This window comes from Microbacterium zouquanmingi, from assembly GCF_052266695.1.
Taxonomy (GTDB): Bacteria; Actinomycetota; Actinomycetes; order Actinomycetales; family Microbacteriaceae; genus Microbacterium.
Genome location: NZ_JBQPQZ010000005.1, coordinates 179,704 through 192,148, shown reverse-complemented (window position 1 = coordinate 192,148; position 12,445 = coordinate 179,704). Strand labels below are relative to the sequence as shown.

Below are 12,445 nucleotides of genomic sequence, written 5' to 3'. Positions count from 1 at the left end.
CGTTTCACTGAAACGGGCCGTCATCCTTCGGGGTGGCGGCCCGTTTCGCGTGTGACGGAAGGTTACGACTCGACTCGCCTCGCGCTCCCCGCTCCTCAACGATGGGGAGATGACTTCCGCACTGCTCGCGTCACAGATGTCAGAGGCGAGACTCGTCGAGGAACGCACCTACCCGCCGTCTGCGGAGTTCCGCGCCCAGGCGAACGTCACCGACGAGATCTATTCGCAGGCGGATGCTGACCCGATCGCTTTCTGGGAAGACGCCGCCCGACGGTTGGACTGGGCGACCCCGTGGCACACGGCCCTGGACTGGCAGCCGCCGACCGACAACACGATCCCCTCGGCACGATGGTTCGATGGCGGAACGCTGAACGTCGCGTACAACTGCGTCGATCGGCACGTCGAAGCGGGGCGCGGGAACAAGGTCGCGCTTCACTTCGAGGGAGAACCGGGTGACCGCACGGCCGTGACCTACGCCGATCTACAGCGCAGGGTTTCGCAGGCCGCCAATGCGCTGACTGCTCTCGGCATCGTGCCGGGCGACCGCGTCGTCGTGTACCTGCCGGTGCTTATCGAGACGGTGGTGATCGCGCTCGCGTGTGCGCGCATCGGCGCGGTGCACTCTCTTGTCTTCGGCGGTTTCTCCGCCGAGGCAGTGCGATTCCGGCTCTTCGACACCGGCGCGAAGCTGCTGGTGACCAGTGACGGGCAGCACCGGCGAGGTGCGGCAGTTGAGGTGAAGTCCGCCGCCGACATCGCGGCTGCTGATCTGCCGGACCTCGAACATGTCCTCGTCGTCCGCCGGACCGGACAGAACGTGGCCTGGACCGAGGGCCGCGACCTCTGGTGGCACGACGTCGTCGACACCGCCGATGAGAGTCATGAGGCGCAGCCCTTCGCGGCAGAGCATCCACTCTTCATCATCTACACGTCCGGTACCACCGGCAAGCCGAAGGGCCTCGTCCACACCTCCGGCGGCTACCTCTCCCACGCGAGCTGGGCGCACTGGGCCCATTTTGATTCGAAACCCGACGATGTGCATTGGTGCACTGCCGACCTCGCGTGGGTGACCGCGCATACGTACGAGATCTACGGGCCGCTCTCGAACGGGCTCACCCAGGTGATCTACGAGGGAACTCCTGACAGCCCGCACCGCGCGCGGCACCTCGAAATCATCGAGCGCTACGGGGTGACGGTCTATTACACCGCTCCCACCCTGATCCGCACGTTCATGACCTGGTTCGGCGAAGAGCTTCCCGCAGAGCACGACCTGTCCAGCATCCGCCTGCTCGGCACCGTCGGCGAGGCGATCAACCCCGAAGCCTGGGTCTGGTTCCGCCGCACTTTCGGGCGGGATGAGCTTCCCATCATCGATACGTGGTGGCAGTCCGAGACGGGAGCTGCGATGATCGTGCCGCTTCCAGGGGCGACCACGCTCAAGCCCGGATCTGCGACCGTCGCGCTGCCGGGCATCGACATCGCCGTCGTCGACGAGAACGGCGACGAGACGGCCGCGGGACGATCCGGCACTCTCGTGGTCAGGCGGCCCTGGCCCGGAATGGCACGCACGGTGTGGGGAGATCCGCAACGGTACCGCGACTCCTACTGGTCCGACTACGCCGGAAAAGGCGAGTACGGCGGATACTACGTCGCAGGCGACGGAGCCACGCGAGATGCCGACGGGCACGTGTGGATCCTGGGGCGCCTCGATGACGTCGTGAACGTCTCCGGACACCGCCTCTCGACGATTGAGATCGAGTCTGCGCTGGTCGCCGACCCCTCCGTGGGGGAGGCCGGCACAGCCGGAGTCTCCGATGCGCTCACCGGACAGTCGGTCGTCGCGTTCGTGACGCCGTCAGGACACGGCGAGATCGCGGCATCCGCTCTGCGCGACCGTGTCGCCCGTGAGATCGGACCCGTTGCCAAACCACGCCATATCGTCGTCGTTCCCGACCTGCCCAAGACCCGCTCGGGAAAGATCTTGCGCAGGCTTCTCGCGCAGCTGTGGGAAGCCGAACAGGACCGCCGCGCCGGGCGAGAACCGCAGGAGCGAGGCGACACGACCTCTCTCCAGAATCCGGATGCCGTCGACGGCATCGCGGCGGCTCTCGCGGCCTTTTAGACCTCGACTCGATACTCGACTGAAGGAAGTCATGACGGAAGAACACCGCTTCGGGTTCCGCACCCGCGCGCTCCACGCCGGAGGAACACCGGATGCCGCGACCGGCGCGCGCGCCGTACCGATCTACCAGACCACCTCGTTCGTCTTCGATGACGCGAAGGATGCCGGAAACCTCTTCGCCCTGCAGAAGTACGGCAACATCTACTCCCGCATCGGAAACCCCACCGTCGCAGCCCTCGAAGAGCGCCTCGCCTCGCTCGAGGGCGGGATCGGTGCAGTGGCGACAGCATCCGGCATGAGCGCGGAGTTCATCACCTTCGCAGCCCTGGTGGGTGCGGGCGACCATGTCGTGGCATCCGCACAGCTCTACGGCGGCACGGTGACGCAGCTCGATGTCACCCTGCGCCGCTTCGGGGTCGAGACGACGTTCGTCCCATCCACGGATCCGGCGGACTTTGCCGCGGCGATCCGGCCCGAGACCAAGGTCGTCTATGTCGAGATGATCGGCAACCCCTCCGGAGAGATCGCCGATATCGAGGGGCTTGCTGCCGTCGCCCATGCCGCGGGCGTGCCGCTCGTCGTCGACGCGACCCTCGCGACGCCGTATCTTGCCCGTCCTCTCGAGCACGGTGCAGACATCGTCATCCACTCGGTCACGAAGTTCCTCGGCGGTCACGGCACGACTCTCGGCGGCATTGTCATCGAGAAGGGGACATTCGACTGGGGCAACGGAAAGTTCCCGCAGATGACCGAGCCGGTCGCCTCTTACGGCGGCATCAAATGGTGGGACAACTTCGGCGAGTACGGATTCCTCACAAAGCTGCGCTCCGAACAGCTGCGCGACATCGGTCCTGCGCTCAGCCCGCAGTCCGCATTCAACCTGCTGCAGGGCGTCGAGACGCTGCCGCAGCGCATCGATGCGCACCTCGAGAACGCGCGCATCGTCGCGGAATGGCTCGAGTCCGACCCTCGCATCTCGTATGTGACCTGGGCGGGACTCGAATCGCATCCGCATCATGAACGCGCGGCGAAGTACCTGCCGCTCGGCCCCGGATCGGTCTTCGCCTTCGGTGTCGCAGCCGACGACGGTCGCGCCGCAGGGGAGACGCTGATCGAGAACCTCCAGCTCGCCTCGCACCTCGCGAACATCGGTGACGCTCGCACGCTCGTGATCCACCCCGCATCGACCACGCACCGCCAGCTCTCAGCCGAGCAACTCGTCGCTGCAGGAGCGCCCGCCGACCTCATCCGGATCTCGGTGGGATTGGAAGACGCGGACGACATCATCTGGGACCTCGATCAGGCCCTCACCGCAGCGACAGGAGCCACACGATGAGCACGAACGACGCATGTGAGTTCACGCCGCCGGCCGCAGCTGTCGCGTGCGAGCTCCCGCCGGTGACCCCGGCTGCGGGTGCCTGGACGAGTCCTAGCCAGCAGGAGAGGTTCGCTCTGCTACGGCGATCGCGCTCGATCGCCATCGTCGGCGCATCGAGCAATCCCGCGCGTGCGTCGTACTTCGTCGGGACCTACCTGCTGTCGAGCTCGCCGTACGATGTGTACTTCGTGAACCCGATGGCCGACGAGATCCTCGGACAACCCGCATACAGGTCGATTTCTGATCTGCCGGTGGTGCCGGACATCGTTGACGTGTTCCGCAAGCACGATGACCTTCCCGGCGTGGCGCAAGAAGCGGTCGACGCCGGCGCGAAGGCTCTGTGGCTGCAGCTCGGCTCCTGGAATGAGGAGGCTGCTGCAATAGCCGAATCCGCAGGACTCTCGGTCGTCATGGACCGCTGCATCAAGATCGAGCACGCCCGGTTCCACGGCGGACTGCACCTCGCAGGCTTCGACACCGGAGTGATCAGCGCCAAACGACAGCTGCTCGCGCGCTGAGCTGCGCCGGCGCTCATGCCAGGATGGACGCATGCCACTCATCGCCTTGACCGGCGGCATCGCCTCCGGGAAATCCACGATCGCGCGCCGGCTGCAGGAGCACGGTGCGGTCATCATCGACGCGGACCAGATCGTCCGCGACGTGCAGGCGCCGGGTTCGCCTGTGCTGAGCGCGATCGCCGAGGCTTTCGGCAGCGACATGATCGATTCCTCCGGGGCACTCGATCGCGCGGCGCTCGGAGCACTGGTATTCGGAAACCCGGATGCCCTGACGAAGCTGAACGCGATCGTGCACCCCGCGGTGCACGCGGAGTCTCAGAGCCGGTTCGAAGCGACAGAACCTGATGCGTTCGTCGTGTACGACGTGCCGCTGCTGGTAGAGGCGAGAGTCGACGACCCGTGGGACACGATCATCGTCGCCCACGCACCCGTGTCGGAACGCCTGCGGCGCCTCGTCGAGTTACGGGGGATGGAACCGGACGCCGCGCAGGACAGAATCGACGCGCAGGTCTCCGATGAGGCGCGTCTCGCGATCGCGGACGTCGTGATCGACACGTCCGGAACCATGGAGCACACTCTCGATCAGACGGATGCCGTCTGGACGAAGCTCACTCGTCCGTAGCGCTCGTTTCGGCGCGCCGCTTGCGTCGTCGGCGACGGAACAGCATGACCACGGTCACGATGAGGCCGATGAGAAGCAGCCCCGCGAGCACGGGAACGATGATGGCGAGCGCGGCGAGCAGGAACGATGCGCCATTCTCTGCGGTGCTCAGCACGGGTGCTGCGAGCCCACCGGTCACGGCGTTCGCGGCGACCCGGCCGGTTGCTTTTGTGACATGCACGATGAGCGCGATTACGATCCCGGTGACGATCGGCACCCATGTGTTCTGCGAGAAGAAAGCGGCGGGATCGTCCACGGCGACGGTCTGCGCGCTCGCCCCCGCGCCGAACACGATGCCGCCGGAAGCCGGGCGGAGCACGCTCTGGACGATGTCGTTGACCGAATCGAGCGCGGGTATCTTGTCGGCGACGATCTCGAGGACCAGCAGCGCGCCGAGAATCCAGAGCGCGATGTCGCTGCCGATCCACGACCACCCCGCCGGGAGGTTCACCGCGGGAAGGAAGCGGTCGGCCAGCCCCAGCAGGAACAGCGGCATCCAGGCATTGAGACCAGCGGATGCCGCAAGACTGGAGCCGATCAGGAACTCGATCACGGCCCCACTCTACGACGCGGCCCCAATGTCGGATGCTCCGCTTACGCTGGATTCATGCAAACCACCCGCAGCGTCCGTCCGTTCGAAGTGGTCAGCGAATACATGCCCGCCGGTGACCAGCCGAAGGCGATCGCCGACCTTGCCGCGCGGATCAACGCGGGTGAGACCGACGTCGTCCTTCTGGGTGCGACTGGTACCGGAAAATCGGCGACCACTGCCTGGCTGATCGAGCAGGTGCAGCGTCCGACCCTGGTGATGGCGCACAACAAGACCCTTGCTGCGCAGTTGGCGAACGAGTTCCGCGAGCTCATGCCCAACAACGCTGTCGAGTACTTCGTCTCGTATTACGACTACTACCAGCCCGAGGCGTATGTACCGCAGACCGATACCTTCATCGAGAAGGACTCATCGATCAACGCCGAGGTCGAGCGCTTGCGTCACTCGACGACGAACTCGCTGCTGAGCCGTCGCGATGTCGTGGTGGTGTCGACGGTGTCCTGCATCTACGGCCTCGGTGCTCCAGAAGAGTACCTGCGTGCGATGGTGGCGCTGCAGGTGGGTGAGAGATACGACCGCGATGCGCTGATCCGACAGTTCATCGCAATGCAGTACAACCGCAATGACGTCGACTTCTCGCGCGGCAACTTCCGCGTGCGCGGCGACACGATCGAGATCATCCCGGTCTACGAAGAGCACGCGATTCGCATCGAACTGTTCGGAGACGAGATCGAAGGGCTCTATTCGCTGCATCCGCTCACCGGCGACGTGATCGAGAAGCTCGATGCGGTGCCGATCTTCCCCGCGTCGCACTACGTGGCCGGTACTGACGTCATCCAGCGCGCGATCGGCACGATCGAGGCAGAGCTCGCCGAGCGGCTGGCGGAGTTCGAGAGGCAGGGCAAGCTGCTCGAAGCGCAGCGGCTGCGCATGCGCACCACGTTCGATCTCGAGATGCTTCAGCAGCTCGGGTTCTGCTCGGGAATCGAGAACTATTCACGCCATCTCGACGGCCGGCAGTCGGGGGAGCCGCCGCACACGCTGTTGGACTTCTTCCCCGATGACTTCCTGCTCGTGATCGACGAGTCACACGTCACCGTGCCGCAGATCGGTGCGATGTACGAGGGTGATGCATCACGAAAGCGCACGCTCGTCGATCACGGCTTCCGTCTGCCGAGCGCCATGGACAACAGGCCGCTGAGATTCGATGAGTTCAAGAACCGGATCGGCCAGACCGTGTATCTCTCGGCGACGCCGGGCAAGTACGAGATGGGGATCGCTGACGGCATCGTCGAACAGATCATTCGTCCGACTGGCCTGGTCGATCCCGAGATCATCGTCAAGCCGTCCAAGGGACAGATCGACGATCTGCTGGAAGAGATCCGGATTCGTGTCGAGAAGGACGAGCGTGTGCTCGTGACGACTCTGACGAAGAAAATGGCTGAAGAGCTGACCGACTTCCTCGGCGAACACGGCGTGCGCGTGAGGTATCTACACTCCGACGTCGACACGCTGCGTCGAGTCGAACTCCTCAGCGAGCTGCGGTCCGGTATCTACGACGTGCTTGTCGGCATCAACCTGCTGCGTGAGGGACTCGACCTGCCCGAAGTGTCGCTCGTGGCGATCTTGGACGCCGATAAGGAAGGGTTCCTGCGCTCTGGGACCTCGCTCATCCAGACGATCGGTCGTGCCGCGCGAAATGTCTCCGGCGAGGTGCACATGTACGCCGACAACATGACTGACTCGATGGCCAAGGCGATCGATGAGACCGATCGTCGCCGTGAGAAGCAGGTCGCGTACAACAAGGAGCACGGCATCGATCCGCAGCCACTGCGCAAGAGGATCGCTGACATCACCGACGTGCTCGCACGCGAAGCATCCGATACGCAGGAGATGCTCCGAGGCAAGGGGAATAGCAAGTCAGGCAAGGGCAAGAGCCCCACTCCTCGCCTTCGCCGCGAGGGCATCGCCGCAGAGGGCGCGGAACAGCTCGAATCGACGATCGACGATCTGACCGCGCAGATGCTCGCCGCAGCCGCAGAACTGAAGTTCGAACTCGCCGGGCGGCTGCGTGACGAAGTGCAAGACCTCAAAAAGGAGCTGCGGGCGATGGAGCGAGCGGGGCACGCGTGAGCGTGAGGGGGTCGAGTACGGACGCTGCCGCCACTGAACTGGCCGACCGGGTTCGCGCGCTGCTGATGTCCGAGCCAGGGCTGGAAGAGAAGCGGATGTTCGGCACTCGAGCGTTCCTGCTCGGCGGTCGGATTCTCGTCGGCGCGCGCAAGGGGGGCACTCTTCTTGTGCGTGTCACCGATGAACAGGGCACCGCGCTGCTGACCGAAGCGGGCGTCAGCATCGCTGTGATGGGCGCCAAAACCATGGGTCCCAGTTGGCTCGACGTGGCCCCGACAGCTCTGGAAGACGACGAGTCACTGATGTTCTGGGTTGATGCTGCGAGGGAGAGCGCGCAGTACTGACCCTGTCACCGAGGGCAGTGCATAAGCGGCTTCGGCCCGGTGCGGTCGATCACGTGCTCAGTCATCGCGTGGCCGCAGAGGGGGCAGGCCCGCTCCGCACGCTGTGCGGCGGTCGGCGGAGGAGTCGCCTCGTAGGGGCCGACAGCCGCAGGGCCTGCCAGCTTGATCAGATTGGTGTTGAACCACCTGTACAGACCACCTGCCTCGCGGATGCGGGTGCGCAACGGGGCTCGTTCTGAACCGTTCTCCATGTCGCCGTTCTCCATGATCATTAGTGTACTAACGATTAGTGTATAGCTATAATCAGAACGTGACCACGACCGATGACATGCTCAAGCTCGAGAACCAGCTGTGCTTCGCGCTGGTCACGGCAGCACGCAATGTCGTGGCGATCTACCGGCCCATTCTTGAGCCGCTCGGCCTCACGCATCCGCAGTATCTCGTCATGCTCGCGCTTTGGGACCGGTCGCCGCGCTCATTGAACGACCTTGCCGCAGACCTCGCTCTCGACCCTGCGACGGCATCCCCGCTCGTCAAGAGGTTGGAGAATGACGGGCTGATTGCTCGCACCCGCAGCAAAGAGGATGAGCGACGGCTCGACATCCAGCTGACGGATGCCGGACGGGCGCTGCGCGATCGAGCTGTTGATGTCCCACGCCAGGTGATGGCGGCTGTGCACATGGACTTGGAACAGATCGCCGCGCTTCGTGATGGGTTATCCCCATTTGCCGGCCGCGTCCCCGAATGACCGGCACCGCGCCATAGTCTGAAAGACATGTCGTCGCCGCTCCTGTCTTCCGGATGGTGCGGGATATGAGGCGGGGCATCGCCATTATGAGCCTGGTGGGTCTGTTCGTCGTCGTGATGGTTGCCGCGGCGGTGCAGGGAACGCCAACGATCGAACCGTTCGACACACAGCCGATCAACGATTCTCCGCCCGTGATCCCCCTTCCGACGAGCACGCCGAGCGGTACGCCGACGCCGCAGCCCATCAATGATGTGATGACGGCAGTCATCGGCATGGTCCTCCTCATCCTTGGCGCTGTGATTCTCCTCGCGCTCGGAGTTGTGCTGGTGCGGGCCCTGATCCGCGCCTGGCTCAACCGACCGCTCGCGATTCGCAGCGGTGACGAGGTGGCGTACGAGCTGAGCGCGCAGGATGTTCCGCAGGACGAGGAAGCGGCGGCCCCGGTGATCCGGCGCGGGATCGAAGGTGCGCTGCGCGCGGTCGACGAGCGCCCGCAGCCGACCGATGCGATCATCGCGGCGTGGGTTGGGCTCGAAGAGAGCGCGGCCGATGCCAATCTCACTCGTGGGGTGAGCGAGACACCGTCGGAGTTCACGCTGCGCATCATCACGCGCCGAGCGGGAATCGGTTCTGCCGCGCAGGAGCTGCTTGAGCTGTATGAGCGTGTCAGGTTCGGCGGGCATGTGGCAGATGAGGATGACCGCACAGTTGCCCGTAGGGCCCTCCGTGCGATCGAGGAGGGCTGGCGATGACGCGCGGTCGGATCATCGCAGCGATAGCGGTCGCGGCAGGCGCGGCTCTGATCCTGCTGTTCGGTCTCCGGGTTGAACCGGTCTTCGCGTTCTCGTGGGCCGCGATCGCCGGGGTGATCGTTGTCAGCACGCAGCTCGTGATCCCCGAGGACGCGCGGGTCGACGCTCCGGACATTCCGATACGCAGGGAACAGCGCGGCACTGATGTCTCTCGTATGGCATGGTCTTTGAACCCTCGCACCCGTGAAGCCGGTGAACTCGCGACCAGGCGCGTGCGCGGTGTGCTCGGACGGCGGCTGCTGCGAAGTGGTCTGAATATCGACGAGCCCATGCATCGAGCACAGATCAATGCGCTCATCGGCGACGGACTCTGGGATCGGCTCTCCGGGCCGGGTACGAAGATTCAGGATGTTGAGCGAGCACTGACGGTCATTGACTCGCTCGCCGCGAACAAGGAGAAGCAATGACGCAGGACACTTCCATCGCAGAAATCGGTGCCGAGATTCTCGCGGCGGTCCGCACTGTCGTCGTCGGTATGGACGATCCCCTTGAGATCGCGCTGGCGACCATCCTCGCCGGTGGCCACGTGCTGCTCGAGGACGTGCCCGGTCTCGGGAAGACTGTCGCCGCACGGAGCCTGGCATCAGCACTCGGCCTCGATTTCCGGCGCCTGCAGTGCACCCCGGACATGCTCCCGGGAGACGTGACCGGATCTTATGTGTATGCCCCCGATACCGGTGAGTTCGTGTTCCGCCCAGGGCCGATCTTCGCGGGATTGCTGCTGGCCGACGAGATCAACCGCACCACTCCGAAAACTCAGTCGGCGATGCTTGAAGCGATGGCCGAGCGGCAGGTGACTGTCGAGGGGAACAGCTTCGCCCTGCCCACGCCGTTCCATATCATCGCCACCTCGAACCCGATCGAGTACGAGGGGACGTACGCGTTGCCCGAGGCTCAACTGGATCGGTTCATGGTGCGCCTCGCCGTCGGATATCAGGAGACCGAAGGCGAGACGCAGATTCTGCTGAACCGAATGGCCCGCCAACAGGAGGCCACCCACGTCGAGCCCGTGATCGATGCCGCGCGACTTCTCGATGTTCAGCGAGCGGTCGAAGCGATCCACGTCCACCCGGATATTGCGCGCTACTGCGTCGAGATCGCACGCGCTACGCGGCACGCGCAGAACGTCGCGGTCGGCGCGTCGCCCCGTGGATCGCTCGGACTCTTGCTGCTCGGCCGAGCCCTCGCGGCACTCGACGGTCGAGACTTCGTCAGGCCGGATGACATCAAGCGGATCTCGGTGCCCGTACTCGCCCATCGCTTGACGCTCACCCCGCAAGCCTGGGCACAGGGCGTCAGCGCGGAGCAGATCGTCCGGAACGTCGTCGCGCTGGTGCCCGTGCCGCCGACGGTGGGCGTCCCCGCGTGACCAGTCGCGGTGTGCGCGGCCGCTGGGGTCCCGGAGTCGTTCTCGGCTTCCTTGCAGCGATAGCGCTCGCCAGTGCAGGCCTCGTCTTCTCACGTGCTGACATCGTCGCCATGGGGCTCCCGTTGGCGATTCTCAGCGTTGTGGCCGTCTGCCGTCGCCAAGATGTCGAAGGCGTCGAGATCGAGCTCATCAGCATTCCCGATGCGGAAGACGACGGGATGCTGCGCACAGATGTGCGCGTTACCGGCGAAGCTGAGCTCGCTCAGCTCGTGGTCGTTCAGTCAGAGCGGCGCACGCGGCGGCTGATCGTCCCTGCGAATGGGGCGGTGGTGACCTCGCTCAGTCGCTCATTGCACTCAGGGCCGGTCGCTGCTGTACGGGCCGCTGCAAGGGGAGCGGATGCTGGTGGTGCGATCCTCGGACCGTCGACTGCGGTGGTCGAAGGGATCCGCAACATCGCGCCTCTGTCGGCGAAACTGCCGAAATTGCCGTTATCTCTCCGGCTCACCGGCACTCACGGCAGTCATGAGGGTAGGCGACTCGGACAGGGCGGCGACTTTCGAGACATTCACCAGTTCGTCCAGGGGGATGAGTTGCGTCGGGTCGATTGGAAGGCGACGGCTCGTATGGCACGTCGCCCCGGCGATCTGATGGTGCGCAGGACGAACACGCTCAGCGACGCGACCATGGTCATCGCGATGGATACCGCAGACGATCTGGGCACGGTCGTGGCGACGTGGGGGAGCGGGGACCTCGTCCGCAGCGGAGTCACGTCCCTTGACCGTTCGCGTCATGCTGCCCGGTCGATCGCAGCGGCAGCGATTGCCGGGGGTGACCGCGTCGCATTCCATGTGCTCACGCACGGTGGACGATCTGTGCGCAGCGGTGCAGGATCTCGGCACCTGGCACGGGTGGAAGCCGCGATCGCCGCGACGGGGCAGGCGGGGGAGGACGCCCGTTTCCTGCGCACACCACCGGTGCCGCATGCCTCGGTGGTTTTCGTCCTCTCGACTTTTTTCGCCGGAGCAGCATCCGAGATCGCGCTGATGTGGCGAGCATCCGGTCATCGGGTCATCGCTGTCGATATCCTTCCAACGCTCGACACCAGCCGGATCAACCGCGAGCAGCAGATCGCACTGCGCACGGTACTCGCGGAGCGAGAGGACGTGTTGCACGATCTGCGCACAGCTGACGTCGACGTCATCACCTGGGGTGACGAGGCCGCAACCGACTTGGCCGCAATGGCGAGGAGCCGACGGTGAACGCGGGGGCACGTGCGAACGACAGGATGCGCACAGGCCCGGCCGTTCCGGGTGCTGTGCTGCAGCTCTTGCTGGTCGTGGTGGCTGCGGGGGGAGCGGTTCTACTGATTCCCGTCGCGGGGTGGCAGTTCATCGTCGTCGGTACCGCACTGCTCGGGATGCTGTTCCCGCAGAGCCTCGGCGGATGGCTGTCGATTCTGTGCCTGGCAATCGGGATGCTGATGGCGGATCCCGGCATCTGGCAGGCAATGGTCGCGGTTGCAGTCGCGCACATCATGTGTGCGCTGTGCACACTGCTGCCGCTCGTGCCATGGCGGGGACGGGTCGTGCTTCGCGCTCTCCGTCCGAGTCTGTACCGGCTGCTCGCGGTGCAGGCGGTTGCACAGCCGCTCACAGCGGCCGCGATGCTCGTTCAGCGTGAGGACGGATTCAGGCTCGCCGCATTGGCCGGAGCCGTTGCCACCACGGCCTTCGCGGTGCTCTTCCTGCTGCGCACGCGGGTGCGCTCTCAGCACCCCTGAGTGCGCGTGGAGCCAATGTCCGTAGCC

General features: G+C 65.1%; 14 protein-coding genes. 12 read left to right on the top strand and 2 right to left on the bottom strand.

The genetic code is table 11. From position 1 onward, the window contains the following. Nucleotides 1-109 precede the first annotated feature (109 nt). From acs to coaE, 4 genes are read left to right on the top strand one after another with little or no spacing between them, the layout of a single operon-like run. The gene (acs, locus tag ACTU6U_RS12405) at nucleotides 110-2,122 is read left to right on the top strand and encodes an acetate--CoA ligase (RefSeq protein WP_443469414.1); all 2,013 of its coding nucleotides are present in this window, start codon (nucleotides 110-112) and stop codon (nucleotides 2,120-2,122) included. Between the two features lie 31 nt (nucleotides 2,123-2,153). Then, a complete protein-coding gene (locus ACTU6U_RS12400) occupies nucleotides 2,154-3,458 on the top strand; it encodes an O-acetylhomoserine aminocarboxypropyltransferase/cysteine synthase family protein (protein ID WP_443469413.1) in 1,305 nt (434 codons plus the stop codon). Then, entirely contained in the window at nucleotides 3,455-4,018 is a 564-nt protein-coding gene (locus tag ACTU6U_RS12395; RefSeq protein WP_443469412.1) for a CoA-binding protein, read from the top strand. Before ACTU6U_RS12400 ends, ACTU6U_RS12395 begins: the two co-directional genes overlap by 4 nt. A gap of 31 nt (nucleotides 4,019-4,049) precedes the next feature. Then, nucleotides 4,050-4,640 (top strand): dephospho-CoA kinase, encoded by a 591-nt coding sequence (gene coaE, locus ACTU6U_RS12390; RefSeq protein ID WP_443469411.1) that lies wholly within the window; start codon nucleotides 4,050-4,052, stop codon nucleotides 4,638-4,640. On the opposite strand, the gene ACTU6U_RS12385 is transcribed toward coaE, so the two are convergent. Continuing rightward, complete coding sequence (locus tag ACTU6U_RS12385; protein ID WP_443469410.1) at nucleotides 4,627-5,232, bottom strand: DUF4126 domain-containing protein; 606 nt, start codon at nucleotides 5,230-5,232, stop codon at nucleotides 4,627-4,629. The genes coaE and ACTU6U_RS12385 overlap by 14 nt on opposite strands. Before the next feature lie 54 nt (nucleotides 5,233-5,286). Between ACTU6U_RS12385 and uvrB the strand changes: the two genes are divergently transcribed. Together uvrB and ACTU6U_RS12375 are read left to right on the top strand one after the other, a co-directional pair. Continuing rightward, nucleotides 5,287-7,362 carry an excinuclease ABC subunit UvrB gene (gene uvrB / locus ACTU6U_RS12380; RefSeq protein ID WP_443469409.1) on the top strand — a complete coding sequence of 692 codons (2,076 nt, stop codon included), beginning with the start codon at nucleotides 5,287-5,289 and terminating at the stop codon, nucleotides 7,360-7,362. Nucleotides 7,363-7,364: 2 nt separating this feature from the next. Next, nucleotides 7,365-7,706, top strand: a complete 342-nt coding sequence (locus tag ACTU6U_RS12375) for a TfoX/Sxy family protein (RefSeq protein WP_443469408.1) — start codon at nucleotides 7,365-7,367, stop codon at nucleotides 7,704-7,706. A gap of 5 nt (nucleotides 7,707-7,711) precedes the next feature. On the opposite strand, the gene ACTU6U_RS12370 is transcribed toward ACTU6U_RS12375, so the two are convergent. Beyond that, nucleotides 7,712-7,972 carry a hypothetical protein gene (locus ACTU6U_RS12370; RefSeq protein ID WP_443469407.1) on the bottom strand — a complete coding sequence of 87 codons (261 nt, stop codon included), beginning with the start codon at nucleotides 7,970-7,972 and terminating at the stop codon, nucleotides 7,712-7,714. A gap of 62 nt (nucleotides 7,973-8,034) precedes the next feature. Here ACTU6U_RS12370 and ACTU6U_RS12365 point away from each other — a divergent pair, with 62 nt between their 5' ends. The 6 genes from ACTU6U_RS12365 (at nucleotide 8,035) to ACTU6U_RS12340 (ending at nucleotide 12,418) form a co-directional block, all read left to right on the top strand. Further along, a complete protein-coding gene (locus tag ACTU6U_RS12365; RefSeq protein WP_443469501.1) occupies nucleotides 8,035-8,454 on the top strand; it encodes a MarR family winged helix-turn-helix transcriptional regulator in 420 nt (139 codons plus the stop codon). Between the two features lie 65 nt (nucleotides 8,455-8,519). Further along, on the top strand, nucleotides 8,520-9,206 hold the full coding sequence (locus ACTU6U_RS12360; RefSeq protein WP_443469406.1) for a DUF4129 domain-containing protein: 687 nt from the start codon (nucleotides 8,520-8,522) through the stop codon (nucleotides 9,204-9,206). After that, a complete protein-coding gene (locus ACTU6U_RS12355) occupies nucleotides 9,203-9,673 on the top strand; it encodes a hypothetical protein (protein WP_443469405.1) in 471 nt (156 codons plus the stop codon). The genes ACTU6U_RS12360 and ACTU6U_RS12355 overlap by 4 nt, the downstream gene beginning before the upstream one ends. Further along, complete coding sequence (locus tag ACTU6U_RS12350) at nucleotides 9,670-10,635, top strand: AAA family ATPase (RefSeq protein ID WP_443469404.1); 966 nt, start codon at nucleotides 9,670-9,672, stop codon at nucleotides 10,633-10,635. Before ACTU6U_RS12355 ends, ACTU6U_RS12350 begins: the two co-directional genes overlap by 4 nt. After that, entirely contained in the window at nucleotides 10,632-11,897 is a 1,266-nt protein-coding gene (locus tag ACTU6U_RS12345) for a DUF58 domain-containing protein (RefSeq protein WP_443469403.1), read from the top strand. The genes ACTU6U_RS12350 and ACTU6U_RS12345 overlap by 4 nt, the downstream gene beginning before the upstream one ends. Then, entirely contained in the window at nucleotides 11,894-12,418 is a 525-nt protein-coding gene (locus tag ACTU6U_RS12340; RefSeq protein WP_443469402.1) for a hypothetical protein, read from the top strand. Before ACTU6U_RS12345 ends, ACTU6U_RS12340 begins: the two co-directional genes overlap by 4 nt. Nucleotides 12,419-12,445: the final 27 nt, after the last annotated feature.

Bases quoted from the DNA above. Each gene is read 5' to 3' on its own strand.
- acs (WP_443469414.1), top strand. From the start codon at position 110: ATGACTTCCGCACTGCTCGCGTCACAGATGTCAGAGGCGAGACTCGTC.
- ACTU6U_RS12400 (WP_443469413.1), top strand. From the start codon at position 2,154: ATGACGGAAGAACACCGCTTCGGGTTCCGCACCCGCGCGCTCCACGCC.
- ACTU6U_RS12395 (WP_443469412.1), top strand. From the start codon at position 3,455: ATGAGCACGAACGACGCATGTGAGTTCACGCCGCCGGCCGCAGCTGTC.
- coaE (WP_443469411.1), top strand. From the start codon at position 4,050: ATGCCACTCATCGCCTTGACCGGCGGCATCGCCTCCGGGAAATCCACG.
- uvrB (WP_443469409.1), top strand. From the start codon at position 5,287: ATGCAAACCACCCGCAGCGTCCGTCCGTTCGAAGTGGTCAGCGAATAC.
- ACTU6U_RS12370 (WP_443469407.1), bottom strand. From the start codon at position 7,972: ATGGAGAACGGCGACATGGAGAACGGTTCAGAACGAGCCCCGTTGCGC.
- ACTU6U_RS12365 (WP_443469501.1), top strand. From the start codon at position 8,035: ATGCTCAAGCTCGAGAACCAGCTGTGCTTCGCGCTGGTCACGGCAGCA.
- ACTU6U_RS12360 (WP_443469406.1), top strand. From the start codon at position 8,520: ATGAGGCGGGGCATCGCCATTATGAGCCTGGTGGGTCTGTTCGTCGTC.
- ACTU6U_RS12355 (WP_443469405.1), top strand. From the start codon at position 9,203: ATGACGCGCGGTCGGATCATCGCAGCGATAGCGGTCGCGGCAGGCGCG.
- ACTU6U_RS12350 (WP_443469404.1), top strand. From the start codon at position 9,670: ATGACGCAGGACACTTCCATCGCAGAAATCGGTGCCGAGATTCTCGCG.